General features: G+C 71.5%; 18 protein-coding genes. 12 read left to right on the top strand and 6 right to left on the bottom strand.

The annotated features are described in order from the left end of the window. Positions 1–46: 46 nt before the first annotated feature. On the bottom strand, positions 47–1,459 hold the full coding sequence (locus BMY07_RS04550) for an FAD-binding oxidoreductase (protein WP_092775166.1): 1,413 nt from the start codon (positions 1,457–1,459) through the stop codon (positions 47–49). Between the two features lie 173 nt (positions 1,460–1,632). Here BMY07_RS04550 and BMY07_RS04545 point away from each other — a divergent pair, with 173 nt between their 5' ends. From BMY07_RS04545 to BMY07_RS04530, 4 genes are all read left to right on the top strand, one after another. Further along, positions 1,633–2,088 carry a MarR family winged helix-turn-helix transcriptional regulator gene (locus BMY07_RS04545; protein ID WP_092775165.1) on the top strand — a complete coding sequence of 152 codons (456 nt, stop codon included), beginning with the start codon at positions 1,633–1,635 and terminating at the stop codon, positions 2,086–2,088. Positions 2,089–2,924: 836 nt separating this feature from the next. Further along, entirely contained in the window at positions 2,925–4,022 is a 1,098-nt protein-coding gene (locus tag BMY07_RS04540; protein WP_177215438.1) for a type III polyketide synthase, read from the top strand. 34 nt (positions 4,023–4,056) lie between these two features. After that, positions 4,057–5,049, top strand: a complete 993-nt coding sequence (locus tag BMY07_RS04535; protein ID WP_245782202.1) for a class I SAM-dependent methyltransferase — start codon at positions 4,057–4,059, stop codon at positions 5,047–5,049. A 73-nt stretch (positions 5,050–5,122) separates the two neighbouring features. Further along, positions 5,123–5,959, top strand: a complete 837-nt coding sequence (locus BMY07_RS04530; RefSeq protein WP_092775164.1) for an AfsR/SARP family transcriptional regulator — start codon at positions 5,123–5,125, stop codon at positions 5,957–5,959. Here the strand turns inward: BMY07_RS04530 and BMY07_RS04525 are convergent. Continuing rightward, positions 5,939–6,682: an AfsR/SARP family transcriptional regulator gene (locus BMY07_RS04525; RefSeq protein WP_092775163.1), complete on the bottom strand. Its 744-nt coding sequence runs from the start codon at positions 6,680–6,682 to the stop codon at positions 5,939–5,941. The two genes, BMY07_RS04530 and BMY07_RS04525, sit on opposite strands and share 21 nt — an antisense overlap. Before the next feature lie 357 nt (positions 6,683–7,039). Here BMY07_RS04525 and BMY07_RS04520 point away from each other — a divergent pair, with 357 nt between their 5' ends. Next, on the top strand, positions 7,040–8,104 hold the full coding sequence (locus tag BMY07_RS04520) for a methyltransferase (protein ID WP_245782201.1): 1,065 nt from the start codon (positions 7,040–7,042) through the stop codon (positions 8,102–8,104). A gap of 34 nt (positions 8,105–8,138) precedes the next feature. Beyond that, positions 8,139–9,209 carry a methyltransferase gene (locus BMY07_RS04515; RefSeq protein WP_218150591.1) on the top strand — a complete coding sequence of 357 codons (1,071 nt, stop codon included), beginning with the start codon at positions 8,139–8,141 and terminating at the stop codon, positions 9,207–9,209. Here BMY07_RS04515 and BMY07_RS04510 read toward each other — a convergent pair. Beyond that, complete coding sequence (locus BMY07_RS04510) at positions 9,153–9,560, bottom strand: hypothetical protein (RefSeq protein WP_092775162.1); 408 nt, start codon at positions 9,558–9,560, stop codon at positions 9,153–9,155. The two genes, BMY07_RS04515 and BMY07_RS04510, sit on opposite strands and share 57 nt — an antisense overlap. Before the next feature lie 113 nt (positions 9,561–9,673). On the opposite strand from BMY07_RS04510, the gene BMY07_RS04505 reads away from it, so the two are divergent. The 4 genes from BMY07_RS04505 (at position 9,674) to BMY07_RS04495 (ending at position 12,614) form a co-directional block, all read left to right on the top strand. Further along, positions 9,674–10,564, top strand: a complete 891-nt coding sequence (locus BMY07_RS04505; protein ID WP_092775161.1) for a helix-turn-helix domain-containing protein — start codon at positions 9,674–9,676, stop codon at positions 10,562–10,564. 58 nt (positions 10,565–10,622) lie between these two features. Continuing rightward, positions 10,623–11,084, top strand: a complete 462-nt coding sequence (locus tag BMY07_RS04500) for an SRPBCC family protein (RefSeq protein ID WP_092775160.1) — start codon at positions 10,623–10,625, stop codon at positions 11,082–11,084. 71 nt (positions 11,085–11,155) lie between these two features. Beyond that, the gene (locus tag BMY07_RS34120; RefSeq protein ID WP_177215437.1) at positions 11,156–11,311 is read left to right on the top strand and encodes a hypothetical protein; all 156 of its coding nucleotides are present in this window, start codon (positions 11,156–11,158) and stop codon (positions 11,309–11,311) included. After that, positions 11,298–12,614, top strand: coding sequence for an amidase (locus BMY07_RS04495; RefSeq protein ID WP_092775159.1), 1,317 nt, complete (start codon positions 11,298–11,300; stop codon positions 12,612–12,614). The genes BMY07_RS34120 and BMY07_RS04495 overlap by 14 nt, the downstream gene beginning before the upstream one ends. A gap of 6 nt (positions 12,615–12,620) precedes the next feature. Here the strand turns inward: BMY07_RS04495 and BMY07_RS04490 are convergent, their stop codons facing one another. Further along, a complete protein-coding gene (locus BMY07_RS04490; protein ID WP_092775158.1) occupies positions 12,621–13,250 on the bottom strand; it encodes a response regulator in 630 nt (209 codons plus the stop codon). Beyond that, positions 13,247–14,332 (bottom strand): sensor histidine kinase, encoded by a 1,086-nt coding sequence (locus BMY07_RS04485; RefSeq protein ID WP_092775157.1) that lies wholly within the window; start codon positions 14,330–14,332, stop codon positions 13,247–13,249. The genes BMY07_RS04490 and BMY07_RS04485 overlap by 4 nt, the downstream gene beginning before the upstream one ends. A 151-nt stretch (positions 14,333–14,483) precedes the next feature. On the opposite strand from BMY07_RS04485, the gene BMY07_RS04480 reads away from it, so the two are divergent. Next, positions 14,484–15,062 (top strand): hypothetical protein, encoded by a 579-nt coding sequence (locus tag BMY07_RS04480; protein ID WP_092775156.1) that lies wholly within the window; start codon positions 14,484–14,486, stop codon positions 15,060–15,062. Positions 15,063–15,189: 127 nt separating this feature from the next. Here the strand turns inward: BMY07_RS04480 and BMY07_RS04475 are convergent, their stop codons facing one another. Continuing rightward, positions 15,190–15,771: a TetR/AcrR family transcriptional regulator gene (locus tag BMY07_RS04475; protein ID WP_092775155.1), complete on the bottom strand. Its 582-nt coding sequence runs from the start codon at positions 15,769–15,771 to the stop codon at positions 15,190–15,192. 52 nt (positions 15,772–15,823) lie between these two features. Between BMY07_RS04475 and BMY07_RS04470 the strand changes: the two genes are divergently transcribed. Next, on the top strand, positions 15,824–16,306 hold the full coding sequence (locus BMY07_RS04470) for an FBP domain-containing protein (RefSeq protein ID WP_092775154.1): 483 nt from the start codon (positions 15,824–15,826) through the stop codon (positions 16,304–16,306). Positions 16,307–16,773: the final 467 nt, after the last annotated feature.

Raw genomic sequence — 16,773 nt, 5'->3', positions numbered from 1 at the left:
GACCACGGCGCGCGGGGCCGCCGGGGCCCCGCGCGCCTCATGGGGGTCAGCTCGCGGGCGGGATGTTGTGGTTGAGGCGGAACAGGTTCGCGGGGTCGTACACGGCCTTGATCTCGGTCAGCCGCTGGTAGTCCTTGGCGTCGTAGGCCGAGGCCACGTCCTTGGCGTCGTTCTCCCCGTTGAGGAAGGTCAGCGTCCGGCCGCCGGTGGCCCACGGCGCGAGCGCGGCGAACACCCGCTCGTGCGCGGGCCGCACGTCGCCGATCTCGGCGCGCTCCAACCGGGACACGACATTGATCGCGTACTGGGCGTCGCGGTGGCCGACCGCGTTGGCGACGGCGGGCGGCTGGGAGAGCCTGCCGCCGAGGTGGCGCACCTCGACCACGTGCGGCACCAGGGCGTGCGGACCGACGTGCTCGAGCAGGGCGGTCACCACGTCGGCGTCGAACGTGCCGAGCAGCGCGGTGCCGGACTCGAAGGTCCCCGGGAACGGCGGGTCGTTGTGGATCGTCCCGGCCTGGGTGTACGGGATCTCGGCGACGGTGTCGATGAACGGGTTGAGCGCCCGCAGCGGTGCCACCAGGTCCGCACCCGCGCTCAGGTTGTCCGCGGCGTAGGCGATGCGGACGTGCACGACGTACCGACCGCGCAGCGGCGGGGGCAGCACGGGGACGTCGGGGAAGGAGATCAGCGCGATCGACGAGGTTAGCTCGTCGGGGACGGTGGCCGTCCAGTTCGCGTAGGTCGTGAGGACCTCGGCCGCGGAGCCGATGTCGAAGAACAGGCCGCCGCCGTAGAGCGCGGTGATCGGCATGAGGTCGATCTCGATGCCGGTGACGATGCCGAAGTTGTCGCGGCCGCCGCGCAGCGCCCAGAACAGGTCGGGGTTCGAGGTCTCGGTGACGTTGCGCAGCGTGCCGTCCGCGGTGACCACGTCGAGGCTGCGCACGTGGTCGGCGGCGAACCCGTACCGCCGCGACAGCAGGCCGATCCCGCCGCCGAGGGTGTAGGACACCGCGCCGACCCCGGGGGCCGAGCCCGACAGCGGCGCGAGCCCGGCGGCGGCGGCCTCGTCGATCACCCGCTCCCAGGTCATGCCCGCGCCGACCCACGCGGTGCCCGCCTCCGCGTTGACCCACACGCCGGTCATCCGGGAGGTGGTGATCAGCACACCGCCCTGCGCGGCGACCGCGGACAGCGCGTGCCCGGTGCCCTGCACCGCGACCGGCAGCCCCTGCTCGGTCGCGAACGCCAGCGCCGCCCGCACGTCGGCGGGCCCGAGCGCGCCGACCACCACGTCGGGCCGGTGCCACCGGGTGGTCTGGTGCCCGGCGCGCTCGGCGTCGTACTGCTCGTCGCCCGGGACGTGCACCGGCCCCTTGACCAGCTTGGCCAGTGCCTCGACGGCCGCGGCGTCGACGACGGGGGGCGTGGGTGGTTCGTGGTCAGAACGGGTCATCGGGATTCCTACCTCTGCCGGTGATCGGGAGTGCGCCACGGGATCTGGCCAGGCGGGTACGCGCGACGACACCCGCCGTCGCCGCCTGGTTGTCAGGGTTGGGGAGACCACAGTACTATCGCGGTGCGGATGATTGTCAAGCAACCTGACGAAACTGGCGGGAGGCGGCCCCGATGCCGACGGAACCGGGCGAGCGACCACCCCTGCCCGCCCTGCTGACCCGGGCCAAGGACCTGACCATCGACCTGCTGCACCACCGCCTGGAGGACCAGGGCTTCACCGGCATCCGCTACCGCCACGGCTCCGTCTTCCGCCACATCGACGACGACGGCTCCCGGCTGACGGTGCTGGCCGAGCGCTCCGGCTTGACCAAGCAGGCCATCGGCGAGTTGGTGGACGAGTTGGAGCGCCTGGGTTATGTGGAGCGCGCCGCCGACCCGGGGGACCGCCGGGCGAAGATCATCCGGTTGACCGCGCGGGGGGCGGAGGGGCAGGCGGCCGCTGCGCGGATCCTCGTGGACATCGAACGCCAGTGGTCGGAGCACCTTGGCGCTGATCGGATCGCCTTGCTGCGCTCGACGGTTCAGGACATCGTCGCGCTCCACAGTGGAGAATCGCCGCTCGCGTGATCCGGCCTTGGTAGATTTGTCCACTGTGGATAGTCGAGGGCGGCGTGCGCTCTAGTTGATCCATCTTTCTGCCGACTTGCGCCCGACGGACCCTTCCTCACCTGCGACATGCCATCTGACCAGGCATTCTCTCGGCGGCACCCACTTGGAATTCACCCGTCCCAGCGACAAAAGTTATCCACATCTGGATCTTCGCGCCTCTGTTTCAAGATCCTCTGTCGGCGGCTCCCGATAGGCTGGGACCTGGGACGCCCCCCGGAGAGGGTGGGGGCTGGGGCCGGACTGGCGTGCGCGCGCGAAGCGGTCTGGGTGGGGCAAGAGGTTCGGTGGGGGCATAGCGGTCGGGGTGGGGTAAGAGGCGCGGGGCATGGCCTTAGCGGCGGGCACACTCCCGTGCACACCACAAGCGGCGGCGAATCGTGCCAAGCGGGTACGCGAGCGGCGGCGAACCGCGCGAAGTATGCGCCGCAAGCAGCGGTGAGCCGCCTGAGGCGCACCGCAAGCAGCGGCGAGCCGCCCGAAGGCATTTACACGCAAGCGGAGCGAACGCCCGAAGCGCGCGCCGCGAGCGGCACCGGCCGCGCCAAGTGGGCACCGTAGGCGGCAGTGAGCCGCGCCAAGCGGCACGCAAGCAGCAGCGAGCCAAGCGCGAACACGCGCCGCTCGAACCCGGCACAACCCCAGGCCCAAGTCCCGCGGCCCAAGCGAAAGCGCGGGCAAGCCCAAGTCGTGGCCAAGTGTGGGGCAAGGGGGGTGGGTGAGGGTGGGGGAGGTGCCCCGTCGAGGCGGTTGAGGGGGTGTCTGGCGCGGGAGCGGACTTGAGGGGGGACGTCAGCATGCCGACGTTGTGCAAACCGGCGGTGCGGGTGCCGGAGTACGTCATCACGCTGGAGGAGACGCTGGAGTTGGCGGAGCGGGCGCATGCCGGGAAGCCGCAGTTGCCGTTGGCGCTGCGGTTGATCCGCAACACCGGGGTGCGCAAGCGCCACCTCATCCAGCCCGTCGAGTTGGCGTTGGCGCACCCCGGGTTCGAGGAGCGCAACCGGCTCTTCGAGGCCGAGGCCCGCAAGCGCTGCCCCGCGGTCATCGAGGAGGCCCTGGCCAACGCGGCGCTGGCGGCGCGGGACATCGACGCCATCATCTTCGTCTCGTGCACCGGGTTCACCATGCCGTCGCCGATCGCCTGGCTGATCAACAACCTCGGGTTCCGCTACACCACGCGGCAGATCCCGATCGCGCAGCTCGGGTGCGCGGCCGGTGGCGCGGCGATCAACCGCGCGCACGACTTCTGCAAGGCCTACCCCGACAGCAACGTCCTGATCGTGTCCTGCGAACTCTGCTCGCTGTGCTACCAACCCGACGACGACGGCATCGGTTCCCTCTTATCCGACGGCCTGTTCGGTGACGCGGTCGCGGCTGCCGTCGTCAGGGGCAACGGCGGGTTCGGGGTTGCCTTGGAGCGCAATGCCTCTTACATCATCCCGGACACGGAGAGCTGGATCTCTTACGCCGTGCGCTCCACTGGGTTCCACTTCCAGCTCGACCGCCGCGTCCCCGGCACTATGGAGCCGCTCGCCCCGGTGCTGCGCGAGCTCGCCCTCGACCACGGGTGGGACGTCGGCGACCTCGACTTCTACATCATCCACGCGGGCGGCCCGCGCATCCTGGCCGACCTGAGCAGGTTCCTCGGCGTAGACAACCGCATGTTCCGGCACAGCTGGGCGACGCTGACCGAGTACGGCAACATCGCCAGCGCCGTGGTGTTCGACGCGCTGCGCAGGCTCTTCGACGAGGGCGGCATGACACCGGGCGCCACCGGGGTGATCGCCGGGTTCGGCCCGGGCATCACCGCCGAGATGTCGGTCGGCCGCTGGTCGAACGACACCCCGACCGGGCTCGACCGGGCCGCCGAGGCCATCGGTGCCGCGCGCTGAGCGGCCGCACCACCACCGGACCGCAGGAGGCAGCGTGACCGACCGACCGACACCCGACCGGATCATGGAGATCGCCAACGGCTACTGGGCCACCGGCATCCTGGGCACGGCGGCGAGGTGCTCGCTGTTCACCCACCTGGAGGCGGGCGTCGACACCGCGAGCGGCCTGGCCGCCGCGGCCGGGATCGCCGAGCGCGGCGCGCAGACGCTGCTCGACGGGCTCGTCGGCCTCGGCCTGGTCGAGCGCACCGCAGCGGGTTACCGCAACACCGCTGAGGCCTCGGCTTTCCTGGTCGAGGGCAGGCCCGCGAGCCTGAGCGGGTACGCCGGGCTGAAGCTGGGCCAGATGGACAAGATGGGCGACCTGCTGGCCGTGTACCGCACCGGTGGGCCGGTGGCCGCGATGACCGAGGTGGCCGACAACCCGCACTGGGAGGTCGTCGTCCCGGCCATCGCCGCGCAGTCGGTGCCGGTCGCCGAGGTCGCGGCCGGGCTGCTGGGCCTGGCGGAGGCGGGCGACATCTCCATCCTCGACCTCGGCGGCGGCTCGGGCATCTTCTCCGCGATCTGGCTGGAGCTCAACCCGGCCGCCCGCTCGACCCAGCTCGACTGGGCGCCGATCAACGCCATCGCCCGCAGGCTGCTCAAGGAGCGGCACCTCGCGGACAGGTTCACCTGCGTGGACGGCGACTTCCACACCACCGGGTTCGGCGTGGCCGCCCACGACGTCGTCGTGTACTCGCACGTCGCGCACCAGGAAGGCCCCGAGGACAACATCGCGACCTTCACCAGGGTGAAGGCGGCCCTCAAACCCGGTGGCACGTTCGTGGTCTGCGACTACGTCGTCGACGACGACCGCGGCGGCCCGTTCTTCCCGCTCCTGTTCGCCTCCGAGATGCTGCTCAAGAGCAAGAAGGGCGGGACGTGGCGCCAGGCCGACTACCGGGACTGGCTCACCGCGGCCGGGTTCGACGACGTGTCGTTCCACCCGACGTCCTCGCCGACCGGGCTGGTCCTCGCGCGGTGACCGGGTAGCGGTACCCCGGCACGTTCTCCGGATTCCCCGGCGCCGCGGCGACCCCGGCCGTTATCGTCGCCCGATGTGTCGCGGTGGACGGCTGGACGTGCGGGTGCTGGGACCGCTGTCCCTGCGCCGCGACGGCGAGGACCTGCTGCGGGTGGCCGGGAAACCCCGGCAGCTGCTGGCCCTGCTGCTGCTCAACGAGCCGCACCGGGTGTCGACCGGGTCGCTGGTCACCGAGCTGTGGGACGACCTGCCGCCGCGCAGCGTCACGACCACGTTGCAGACCCACGTGTTCGCCCTGCGCGGCGAGTTCGCCCGGACCCTCGGCGTGCCGCGCGAGCAGGTGGCCAGGGACCTGCTGCAGACCAGGGACGGCGGCTACCGGTTCGACCTCGGCGGGGCGTCGTTCGACCTCACCGAGTTCCACCGGCTGCGCGCCTCCGGCCAGGCGCTGGTCGCGGCGGGTGACGCGCTCGGCGCGGGCCGGGTGCTCAGCGCCGCGCTGCACCTGTGGCAGGGTCCCGCGCTGCTCGACATCGACCACGGCAGGCTGCTGCGGGCCTGCGTCGCCGAGCTGGACAAGTCCAGAGTGGACACCCTGGTGCTGCTGCTCGGCACCCGGCTGCGCCTTGGCGCGCACCGCGAGGTGCTCAGCGAGCTGGCCAGGCTGGTCGTGCGGCACCCGCACCACGAGGAGCTGCACGCCCAGTTCATGGTCGCGCTGTACCGCTCGGGCTACCGGACCCGCGCACTGGAGGTGTTCGACGAGCTGCGGCGCGACCTGCGCGACGAACTCGGGGTAGCGCCGTCGCCCCGGGTCTCCCGGCTCTGGCAGCTCATGCGGGTCGCCGACACCGAGGCCGTCGACGCGACCGGCGGCTACGAGACCCCGCTAGGCCAACAGGGCCGGTAGCTCGCCCAGGGCCGGGTCGCGGGTGAGAGCCGCCTGGTAGCACCGGTACAGCCGCGGGGACGGTTCGAGGCCGAACCGGCTGACCATGTCCTCGCGCAGCCGGTGGAACACCTCCAGCGCGCGGGTCCGGTGCCCGCAGCGGTACAGCGCCACCATGAACTGGGCGTGCAGGTCCTCGTTGAACCGGTCGCGCGCGGCCAGGCCCGCCAGCTCGTCGAGGATCTCGCGGTGCCTGCCCAGCACCAGCTCCACCTCGATGCGCTGGTCGAGCACCGTCGCCCTGGACTGCTCCAAACCGGCCACCTCGGCCCGGATCCCGGGACCCGGCTCCACACCTGCCAGCGCCGGACCGCTCCACGTCCACAGCGCGGCCCGCAAGTCCCACGCGGCCTTGGCCAGGTCGCCCTCGGCCAGCGCCGCCAACCCCGCCCGCTCCCGCTCGCGGAACGAGCGCAGGTCGAACCAGGTCGGCTCGGCGACGAACTTGTACCCGTTGCGCGCCCGGCACAGCACCTCGTTGGCCACGGTGCCCATGTCGAGCCCGGTGGCCTCGGCCAGCCGCTTGCGCAGTTCGAAGACGTACACCTGCACCGCGGCGCGCGCCGTCCTGGGCGCGGGCGGGGTCCACAGCTCGTCGATCAGCGTGGCCGTCGGCACGACGCGCGGGCTGTCGAGCAGCAGCAGCGCCAGGATCTGCCGGGGTTTGCGCGCGACCGGCGCCATGTCGCCCTCGGCGCAGAGAATCCGCAGCGGCCCAAGAAGGTGAACCCAGATGTCGATTCTCCTCTCCGGACACGCGCGTGCGCCGGGCCAGGATGAGTTCACCCGAGTAGCCCGCTCGCAAATCGTGCACCGCGGATATCGAGGCCGATGCTATGGTCGCCGGAAGCCGGTTGTCAAGCAACCTGATAGTTGCCGCCACGGGTAGTGCCCGCGTGGCCCAAGCGATCGCCAACTCCCCGCCAAGGCCCGGGGTCGATGCTGGCGAACGGGTGGCCGCGAACGCTGGACCCGCCGTACCGCACAGCGGGGCGGTGGGCGTGCCGTGTCGCGGCGGACGGACTCGGAGGGGATCAGCAGATGACCGCGGAAGCCACGCTCGCGCGTTTCCGGGAATACATGGTAGGGCCCGCGCGATTCATGAACCTGCTGTCCTGTTTCGAATTGGGCATCGTCGACCACCTACGCGCGAAACCCGGCAGCACGGCCGAGGAATTGGGCGCGGCGGTCGGGGCGAAAGCGGCGGCGGTCGAGCAGATGCTGTTCCTGCTGGTGAAAGAGGGGTTCGTCGCGCGCGACGGCACCACCGGCGGGTACGCGCTCGACGCGCTCGCCGAGGTGGACGAACTCGACCTGCGCAGGCCGCTGGAGTTCATGGACAAGATCAAGGTCACCACCCTGCGGCAGTTGTTCTACCTCACCGAGAGCGTCCGCGAGGGCAAGCCGGTCGGCCTGCGCGAGCTCTACGGGTTCGACGGCGACCTCTACGAGGCGATGACCGTGCACGCCGACCTGCGGGCGTCCTGGGGGCGGCTGATGGACTCCGTGACCGCGCGGATCGACCCCTGGTTCTTCGACAACGTCGACATCCCGGCGGGCTCGCGGGTGCTGGACCTGGCGGGCAACACCGGCCTCGGCGCGATCCACACCGTCAAGATGAAGCCGTCGCCCGGGCTGCGGGTGACCACCTTCGACCTGCCCGGCCGGGAAGAGGCGTGCCTGCGCAACTTCCGCGAGCAGGGGGTGGCCGACCAGTGCTCGTTCATCGGCGGCGACGTGTTCGTCTCGGTGCCCACCGGCTTCGACGTCGTGCTGATCAAGCACTTCCTCAACATGTTCGACAAGGACGAGGTGTTCGCCATCCTCGACGGCGTCCGGGACGCGCTCGAGCCCGGCGGCCAGGTGCACGTCCTGGTGCCCATCTACTCCGAGGACATCAAGGACTCCTGCACCGTCGACTACTACCCGAGCTTCTTCCTCGGCTGCGCCACCGGGCGGGGCGGCCCGCAGAAGCTGTCCACCTTCCGGTCCTGGATGCGGGAACGCGGGTTCACCATCACCAACACCCTCGCCCAGCACCCGGCCGAACTGCCGCCGGACGCCCTGCCGTTGCAGGGGATCCTCAGCGCGACGAAGACCGCGTGACCATCTCACTCACCGATAGCGGAGGGATCAGCACATGACCGCGGAAGCCACGCTCGCGCGTTTCCGGGAATACATGGTGGGGCCCGCGCGGTTCATGAACCTGTTGTCCTGCTTCGAGTTGGGCATCGTCGACGAACTGCGGGCCCGACCCGGGCTGACCGCGGCCGAGTTGGGCGCCGCGGTCGGGGCCAAGGCCGCGGCCATCGAGCAGATGCTGTTCCTGCCGGTGAAGGAGGGCTTCGTCGCGCACGACGAGACTTCGGGCGGATACCGCCTCGACGCGCTCGCCGACGTGCCCGAGGCGGAACTGGCCGGGGTGGTCGACTTCATGCACTTCATCAAGGTCGTCACGCTGCGGCAATTGTTCCACCTCACCGAGAGCGTGCGCAGCGGCACCCTCGTGGGCCTGAGCGAGTTCTACGGGTTCGAGGGCACCCTCTACGAGGCCGCCGCCACGCACAAGGACATCGGCGACCCGTGGTCGCGGGTGATGAACGCGACCACCGCCCGCATCGACCCGTGGTTCTTCGCCAACATCGACGTCCCGGCGGGCTCGCGGGTGCTGGACCTGGCGGGCAACACCGGCCTCGGCGCGATCCACACCTACCGGCACAAGGCGTCGCCCGGGCTGACCGTGACGACCTTCGACCTGCCCGAGCGGGAGGAGGACTGCCTGCGCAACTTCCGCGAGCACGGCGTGCAGGAGCACTGCTCGTTCATCGGCGGCGACGTGTTCGTGTCCATCCCCGGCGGGTTCGACGTGGTGCTGGTCAAGCACTTCATCGACATGTGGGACAAGGACGACGTCCTGCGGATCCTCTCCGGCGTCCGCGACGCGCTGGAGCCCGGCGGCCAGGTGCACATCCTGGTGCCGATCTACCCGGAGGACGTGCACGACACCGACAACTACACCATCGACTTCTTCCCCAGCTTCTTCCTCGGCTGCTCGATGGGCTACGGCGGCCCCCAGAAGCTCTCGGTCTACCGCGCGTGGCTGGAGGAGTCCGGCTTCACCGTCACCCAGACCCTCGCCAAGGACCCCGCCGACCTACCCCGCTACGCCCTCCCCGTCCAGGCCATCCTCTCCGCCACCAAACCGGTCTGACCCCAACCACCGGGCCGCCGCGTCCGCGCTGTCGCCCGGCCCCCGGTTGAACGCGACAGCCGCGCGCGGCGCGTACCGGTGCACGAGGTTGATCACGACCTCGAAGAGCTCCAGCAGCCCCTCGTCCCGGCGGATCCCGCCCCCGACCACCACGCACGCGTAGTCCTCGGCCCTGAGCGCGGTGATGATCGCCTTCTCCGGGTCGTCGTCCACCGCCACCAGGCACAGGTCCGACTCGATCCCCAACTCCGCGAACCGCGCCTGCCCCCGCGCGACGGCCGCCTGGATCGGTCGCGGGTCCCACCCCCGCGACCTGGCCGGATCGAGCCCGATCACCAGCACCCGCCCCATGGTCGCACCCCGTGGTCGCACCCCCGGATCTTGTCACACTCCAGCCCGGTGCGCCTCCGGCCGCTGTGGACTGTCTCAAGTGGACAGTCGAGGTAGTCGGGTAGCCTGGGGGCATGGTGTTCGACTCGACCCGGTTCGACCTGCGGCCCTACGCCGGGTTCGACATGGACCGGTTCGTCCGGCGCACGTTCTGCAGCTGGGCGGACGCGGGCCTGCGGTCGTTGCTGGTGCAGCGGTTCGAACACGTCGCGGTCGTCGAGGAGATGGTGCTGCCCGCCGCGGTGGACCTGCACCTGGTGCTGCCGGTGTCCGGGCTGGCGGAGATGGAGACGAGCGCGGGTGGTCGGGCGACCCGCCACCCGTGGGTGCCGGGTCGGTTGCAGGTGGGCGTCCCGGGGCAGGCCACCGTCCGCCGGTACCGGGGCGACGCGGCGATGCGGAGCATCCAGGTGCACATCCCGCGCGACACCGTCGACTCGGTGGCGGCGCGGCTGGGCGGCCGGGTGGACTTCGAGGCCCTGTCCCGGGTCACGACCGACCCGCTGGTCGAGGCGACCATCCGCGCGGTCGGTGGGGTCGGTTCCCGGGCGTCGACGAGTGACCTGTACGCCGAGTCCGCCGCCGCCTTCCTGACCACGCACCTGCTCACCCGCCACGGCGGCCTCCCGGCGGAGCGGACCCCGGCGCGGGAGGACGCCCGCGTGCGCACCGCCGTCGACATCATGCGCGAGCGGCTGGCCGACCCGATCACCCTCGCCGACATCGCGGGCGAGGTGCACCTGTCGGTCTACCACCTGGTCCGCGTGTTCAAGGCGGCGACGGGGGAGACACCGCACCGGTTCCTGACCCGGCTGCGGATCGAGCGCGCGAAGGGGCTGCTGCGCGACACCGACCTGGCGATCGCCCAGATCGCGACCCGGTGCGGCTTCGCGAGCCCCGGCGCCCTCTCGACGGCGTTCCTGCGGCACGTCGGCGCGCGCCCGTCCGCGTACCGCAATTCCTGACCGCTACACCGCAATCCAGGGCATTGGACCAGGACCGCCGCCGCCCTAGCGTGCACGCATGCCCGCCGACCGCACGACGCCCGGACCGCAGTCCTACGACGTCACCGCCGATTCCGCCGCGTCCCCCGCCGCCGTGTGGGCGCTGCTGCGCGACCCGCTGACCTGGCCGACCTGGTCACGGGTCGACACCGCGGCGCTCGACCAGTCGTCGCCGGATGGGGGAGTCGGCGCGATCTGGGTGTTCCGCACCGGCAAGGTCGTCACCAAGGAGCGCGTCACCGCACTGGAGCCGGAACGCCGGTTCGCCTACGAGGGCTTGGAGAACCCGCAGCTGACCGACTACCGGGCCGCCGTCGACCTGAGCGAACTCCCCGGCGGCGGAACCCGGATCCGCTGGCACGGCACGTTCTCAGCGCGCTGGGGGATGCGCTGGTTCACGCAGCGCTACCTGCGCCGCTACATGCTCGCCGTGGCGACGGGGTTGGCCCGGCACGCCGCCGGGCAGACCGGGCGTTCATGAGTGGTCGGTTGCCCCCGGGAATGCCGGGCCGTACGGTTCGATCAAGGTGACCCGCGGGGGCTGGAGGGTGCATGTCCGATTCCGTGCCGGACCCGGCCGCGCGTGCGGGCCTTCCGCCGTTCGCCGATCTCGCCCGGCACATCCAGGACGTGGTCTCCGTGCTGCGCGAGCTGGACCTCGGCGACACCGAGCCGTATCGCGCGGAGGTGCCCGATGCGGCCGTATGAGCTGACCCTCACCGCCGCCGCCCACGCCATCGGCGACCGCGAACTGTCCCCGGTCGAGCTGATCGACTCGGTGCTGGAGCGCGTCGCGGAAGTCGACTCCGGTCTCGGCGCTTACGCCCTGGTGACCGCTGACCGGGCGCGCGCGGCGGCAGTGCGGGCCGAGGGCGAGATCGCGGCTGGGGCGCTTCGCGGGCCGTTGCACGGGGTCCCGTACGCGTTGAAGGACCTGCTGGACGTGGCCGGGTTGCCCACGACCGCCAGTTCCCGGGTCCGGGCGGGGCATCGGGCCGACACCGACAGCGCGGTCGCCTCGCGGTTGGCCGCTGCGGGTGGGGCGCTTGTGGGGAAGACGCACACGCACGAGTTCGCGTACGGGCTCATCACGCCGCAGACGGTGAACGCGGTCGACCCGGGACGTGTCGCGGGCGGTTCCAGCGGTGGTTCGGCGGTCGCGGTGGCGTCGGGTACGGCGACGTTCGCGTTAGGCACCGATACAGGCGGGTCGATCCGGGTATCCGCGGCGCTCAACGGTGTGGTCGGGTTGAAGCCGACCCACGAACTCGTGCCCAGGGACGGGGTGGTGCCGCTGTCGTGGTCGCTGGACCACGTCGGCCCGATCACCCGCACGGTGGCCGACGCCGCGCTCGTGCTGGCCGCGTTGACCGGCCGCGAGTACGCGCCCAGCGCTGAGATCGTCGGCCTGCGAGTCGGGGTGCCGCGCAACTTCTACTTCGAGCACGTCAACCCGGAGGTCGACTCCGCTGTCCGCGCGGCCATCGCGCGGCTGGAGTCACTCGGCGCGCGGCTCGTCGAGGTCGAGGTCCCGATGGCCCGCTACATCCAGGCGACCCAATGGGGCCTGATGATGTCGGAGGCGTCGGCCTACCACGAGCGGACACTGCGCACGGTCCCGGATCTGTACACAGAGGACGTCCGAGCGCTTCTCCTGGCAGGGGAGGTGCTGACGGCGGAGGACTACCTGCGGGCACAGCGCGCCCGCACCCTCATGCGACAGGAATGGCTGCGCCTTCTGGACACTGTGGACGTTGTCGCCGCTCCCAGCTCGGCGCTGACGGCGGTCCCTGTCGGACAGAAAGAAGTGATCTGGCCGGATGGGACCACCGAATCCGTCCCCCATGCGTACGCCCGGCTCTCGCCTCCGGCCAACATCACCGGGCTGCCCGCACTGAACGTCCCAGTAGGACACGACAGCGATGGGTTGCCGATCGGCATGCAGCTCATCGGCGGCCCGTACGCCGAGGGCGTGCTGCTCGGGGTTGGGCTCGCGTACGAGCGGCTGTGAGTCCGTTTAGAGCAGGTTGTGGTCGCGGGCGTAGAGGGCGGCTTGGGTGCGGTCGCGCAGGCCGAGTCGGTTGAGGATGCGGGAGATGTGGTTCTTGACCGTGCCCTCGCTCAGGTAGAGGCGGGCGGCGATCTCGCGGTTCGTGGCACCGCCCGCGATCAGGCGGAGCACCTCGGTCTCCCGGGCGGTCAGGGCGTCGGCGGGGGAGGAGGGTGCCGCGCGCAGGGCCGCGGTGACGTGCCTGGCGGCCGCGGCGTCGAGCTGGGTGACGCCCGCGTTGGCCAACCGGACCGCGGCGGCCAGCTCGGTCGCGGGCAGGTCCTTGAGCAGGTACCCGGTCGCACCCGCGCGCAGCGCCTGCACCACGTACTCCTCGTCGTCGAACGTGGTGAGCATGACGACCCGGCAGGCCGGTGCCCTGGTCCGCAGCACCGCCACCGCGGCCACCCCGTCCAACTCGGGCATCCGCACGTCCATCAGCACCAGGTCCGGCGCCAGCGCGATGGCCCGGTCGATGGCCTCCTTGCCGTCCGCCGCGGTACCCACGACCTCGATGTCGGCCTGCAGACCCAGCAGCGAGGCAATGCCCTCGCGGATCAACTGCTGGTCGTCGACCACCAGCACCCGGATACTCACGCCGAGACCCGCAGCGACACGGTGGTGCCCGCCCCCGGCGCGCTGTCCACCCGTACCTCGGCACCGATCAGCGCCGCCCGCTCGCGCAATCCGATCAGGCCGAACCCCTCGGTCTGCGCCGGCAGGTCGAACCCGCCGCCGTTGTCACGGACGGTGAGACCCACCTCCCGCGCGGTGAACGCCACCGTGACCGCTACCCGGGTGGCCGCGCTGTGCCTGCGGGCGTTGGTCAGTGCTTCCTGCGCGGCCCGGTACAGCGTGGTGACCGCCGCCTGGCCGATCGGGCGCTCGACGCCGTCGACCCGCAGGGTCACCTCGGGGGTGGTGCCGTCGACCAGTTCGGACAGGGCCGCGGTCAGGGACACCGGCGTGCGCAACGCCCCCACCGAGGCCCGCACGTCGGCCAACGCCAACCGGGCCGACCGGCGGGCGTCGGCGACCGCGCGATCGGCCGTCCCGGCGTCGTGCTCGCGGAACGCCGCCGCCTTCTCCAGTTGCACCGAGATCGCGGTCAAGTGGTGGCCGAGGCTGTCGTGGATGTCCCTGGCCACCCGGTTGCGCTCGGTGGCCGCCGACAGCTCGCCCACCCGCGCCGCCGCGGCCCGCTCCCGCAGCACCGCGTCGGCCATCGCGACCGCGAGCACGACCCCCATGCCGAACATCAACAGGTCGGACACGTAGACCGCGTCCCGGTACCAACCGGGGACCCACACCGCGAAACCCGCGACCAGCACCGCGAGGCACACCCCGCCGGACACCAGCCCGACCAACCGCCCCAGGCTCAGGTACGCCAGGAACGGCACCAGCACGAACAGCGCCCGCGACAACCCGGACCCGTCCAACGCCGCCGCGCACGCGAACAGCGCCAACCGCAGCACCAGGAACGCCACCGCCGTGCGACGGCCGCGGTCCAGGCGCGCGGCCAGCCGCTCGACCGCGAACAGCGCGACCAGGCAAACGCCGAACCCGGCTGTCCTCAGTGGAGGGACATCGCCGAGACCGGCTGCCGCGTAGTACAACCCGGCCGCCAGCACGATCCCGTACACCGCGCTGGTCACCCAGGGCGCCGTCCGCTCAGTCACGAGCCGAGCGTACGCCGCCGCGCCGGTTGTCCACAGGGCACATGACGTCCGGCCGGGGGAGTCGTGACCCGGGCGTGCCCGCAGGCACTTCCGGCCTGCCGGTGCCCGTTCCTAGCCTCGGTTCGACCACTGAGCGAGGAGAACTCCTGCCATGAACCCCACCCTGACCCGGCTCGGCACCTACTGCGGCCTCGCCGCGGGCGCGCTGATCGCCCTCCCCGCGGCCGTCGAGACCGTCACCGGCGAGACCGCGGCCACCAGCTTCCTGCTCGGCCTCTCACCCGCACTCGCCGTACCCCTACTCGTCGTCCTACACCTGCGCCAGTCTGACGCCAGCGGCCCTTTCGGCGCTGTCGCCGCTGTCGCCAACCTCCTCGGCCTCGGCCTCTTCGGCGGCGCCGCCTTCATGCTCAACATGGGCATCTTCTACCTCCCGGAAGCAACGGCGAAGGAGCTGCTGCAAGGCACACCCAAGGTCGCCCTACTGGGCAGCGCCTTGGTCTTCACCGCCGGCTCGATCCTGTTCGGCATCGCCATGGTCCGCGCCCGCGTCTTCCCCCGAATCCCGTCGCTGGTCTACATCGGCGCCCTGCCCGCGCTGGCATTGGCGGCACCCCTGCCGGACACCTTGGTGACGAGTTCACTCCACGTCATCTGCGGCGCCACCCTGGTCTGGCTCGCACTGTCACTCGTCCGCGACCGCCGCGAGTCGGCCCTGTCGGCTGGCTAGCGTGCGGAGCCGGCCATGTCTGCGGGTGCGTGGGCCTTCGTCAGTAGGGCGTCCGGGTCGCGGAATCAGGGCCCTTCCTGCGCTGGCTGGTTCGCGCTGTCGGTCCCCGCGTGACCGCAAGAGCCGGCTATGTCGGCTGGTTGGCGTGCGGCCAGTGCGTGAGCAGTGCGTCGAGGGCGTCCAGGGTCGCGGACCACGAGGCGTCCGGGGTGCGGGCGGTGTGGCGGAAGCGGCCGGTCGACTCCAGGGTGACGTAGCCGTGGAAGGTGCTGTGGAGCAGGCGGATGGCGTCGGTCTGGGCGGGTTCGGGGAGGTGGTAGCCGCGCAGGAGGGCGCGGGTCATCTCCGAGTGCCGGATGGCGGCGCTGGTGGCGATGGTGTCGTCGTCGAGGTCGAATTGGGCGGCGGCGTAGCGGCCGGGGTGGCGCAGGGCGTAGTCGCGGTGGGCGTTGGCGAAGGCGACCAGGGCGTCCTTGCCCGCGCGGCCCGCCAACGCGGTGGCGACGTGGTCGGCGAGCTCGGCCAACGCCAGCAGCGCGACCCGGACCCGCAGGTCGTGGGCGTTCCTGACGTGCGAGTACAGGCTCGCGTCGCGGACCCCGAACCGCCGGGCGAGCATGGCGACGGTCACCTTCTCGAAGCCGACCTCGTCCGCCAACTCGGCCGCCGCCACCGCCAGCCGCTCGACCGTCACCCCGGCCCGTGCCACGCGCTCTCCTATGCCGGTTATTCACTTGCCTAGGGATACTAGGATAGTGCCTATGTTGCCGGTATCCGAGACCGCCATCCGAGCCTGCCTGGTCAACTGCACCAAGGGCGAGGCCAAACGCCTGGCCGTCCCCCGCGACCTGGCCGACCGCCCCTGGCCCCACCTCGACTTCCTCGGCTGGCGCGACCCCGCCGCCCGCGAACGCGCCTACCTGGTCGCCGAGACCCCCGACGGCCTCGTCGGCGTCGCCCTGCGCGTCGCCCCGCAGTCCACCCAGGTCCGCCGCGGCATGTGCTCCCTCTGCCTCACCACCCACCCCGGCACCGGCGTCTCCCTGATGACCGCCCGCAAACCCCGCGAGTCCACCAGCTCGGTCGGCACCTACATCTGCACCGACCTGGCCTGCTCCCTCTACCTGCGCGGCAAGAAACCCCTCGAACCCGGCGGCCGCGTCCACGAGACCCTGACCCTGGCCGAGAAGATCGACCGCACCACCACCAACCTCGCGGGCTTCCTCAACCGAGTCCGCGAATAGCCCCCCGCGCCGTGACTCCGCACAGGACCGACCCGATCGCCGCCCGCCGCGCGTCCACCCAGACCTGACAGGCAGAACCGCGACCCATCGCCCGATCGAGATCCGCTTCAGAACCGCACTGCACACCCGGGATCGCCCCCGCTTCGGCACGCGCCAACCGATCAGGATCGCCCGCGCCTCAGGATCTCCCCGCTCGATCAGAATCGGCCCAACTCCGGAATCCCGCCGCCCGATCGAGATCGACTCCGGTACGTGTCCCGACGCCCGATCCGAATCAGTCGCTCCGATCCCCGGCGCCCAAGCGGAATCGGCCGCTCCGATCCCCGATGCCCGATCGGACTCGGCGGCAGCGGACCTCCGGTGCCCGACCAGGACGAGTCCCGCAGGTCCCCGCCGCCTGACCAGGGCCACCCCCGCCCCAGGATCCCGGCGGGTGGTCGTGGGCGGTGCCGTTGAGGGCGCATTCG

The organism is Actinokineospora terrae, from assembly GCF_900111175.1.
In the GTDB taxonomy this organism is placed as follows: domain Bacteria; phylum Actinomycetota; class Actinomycetes; order Mycobacteriales; family Pseudonocardiaceae; genus Actinokineospora; species Actinokineospora terrae.
The sequence above is the reverse complement of the archived record's forward strand: the minus strand, read 5'-3'. Positions and strand labels throughout refer to the sequence as shown.

Excerpts from the sequence above, each read along its gene's own strand:
- BMY07_RS04550 (WP_092775166.1), bottom strand. The coding sequence starts at position 1,459 with ATGACCCGTTCTGACCACGAACCACCCACGCCCCCCGTCGTCGACGCC.
- BMY07_RS04545 (WP_092775165.1), top strand. The coding sequence starts at position 1,633 with ATGCCGACGGAACCGGGCGAGCGACCACCCCTGCCCGCCCTGCTGACC.
- BMY07_RS04540 (WP_177215438.1), top strand. The coding sequence starts at position 2,925 with ATGCCGACGTTGTGCAAACCGGCGGTGCGGGTGCCGGAGTACGTCATC.
- BMY07_RS04530 (WP_092775164.1), top strand. The coding sequence starts at position 5,123 with ATGTGTCGCGGTGGACGGCTGGACGTGCGGGTGCTGGGACCGCTGTCC.
- BMY07_RS04525 (WP_092775163.1), bottom strand. The coding sequence starts at position 6,682 with ATGGCGCCGGTCGCGCGCAAACCCCGGCAGATCCTGGCGCTGCTGCTG.
- BMY07_RS04520 (WP_245782201.1), top strand. The coding sequence starts at position 7,040 with ATGACCGCGGAAGCCACGCTCGCGCGTTTCCGGGAATACATGGTAGGG.
- BMY07_RS04515 (WP_218150591.1), top strand. The coding sequence starts at position 8,139 with ATGACCGCGGAAGCCACGCTCGCGCGTTTCCGGGAATACATGGTGGGG.
- BMY07_RS04510 (WP_092775162.1), bottom strand. The coding sequence starts at position 9,560 with ATGGGGCGGGTGCTGGTGATCGGGCTCGATCCGGCCAGGTCGCGGGGG.
- BMY07_RS04505 (WP_092775161.1), top strand. The coding sequence starts at position 9,674 with ATGGTGTTCGACTCGACCCGGTTCGACCTGCGGCCCTACGCCGGGTTC.
- BMY07_RS04500 (WP_092775160.1), top strand. The coding sequence starts at position 10,623 with ATGCCCGCCGACCGCACGACGCCCGGACCGCAGTCCTACGACGTCACC.
- BMY07_RS34120 (WP_177215437.1), top strand. The coding sequence starts at position 11,156 with ATGTCCGATTCCGTGCCGGACCCGGCCGCGCGTGCGGGCCTTCCGCCG.
- BMY07_RS04495 (WP_092775159.1), top strand. The coding sequence starts at position 11,298 with ATGCGGCCGTATGAGCTGACCCTCACCGCCGCCGCCCACGCCATCGGC.
- BMY07_RS04480 (WP_092775156.1), top strand. The coding sequence starts at position 14,484 with ATGAACCCCACCCTGACCCGGCTCGGCACCTACTGCGGCCTCGCCGCG.
- BMY07_RS04470 (WP_092775154.1), top strand. The coding sequence starts at position 15,824 with ATGTTGCCGGTATCCGAGACCGCCATCCGAGCCTGCCTGGTCAACTGC.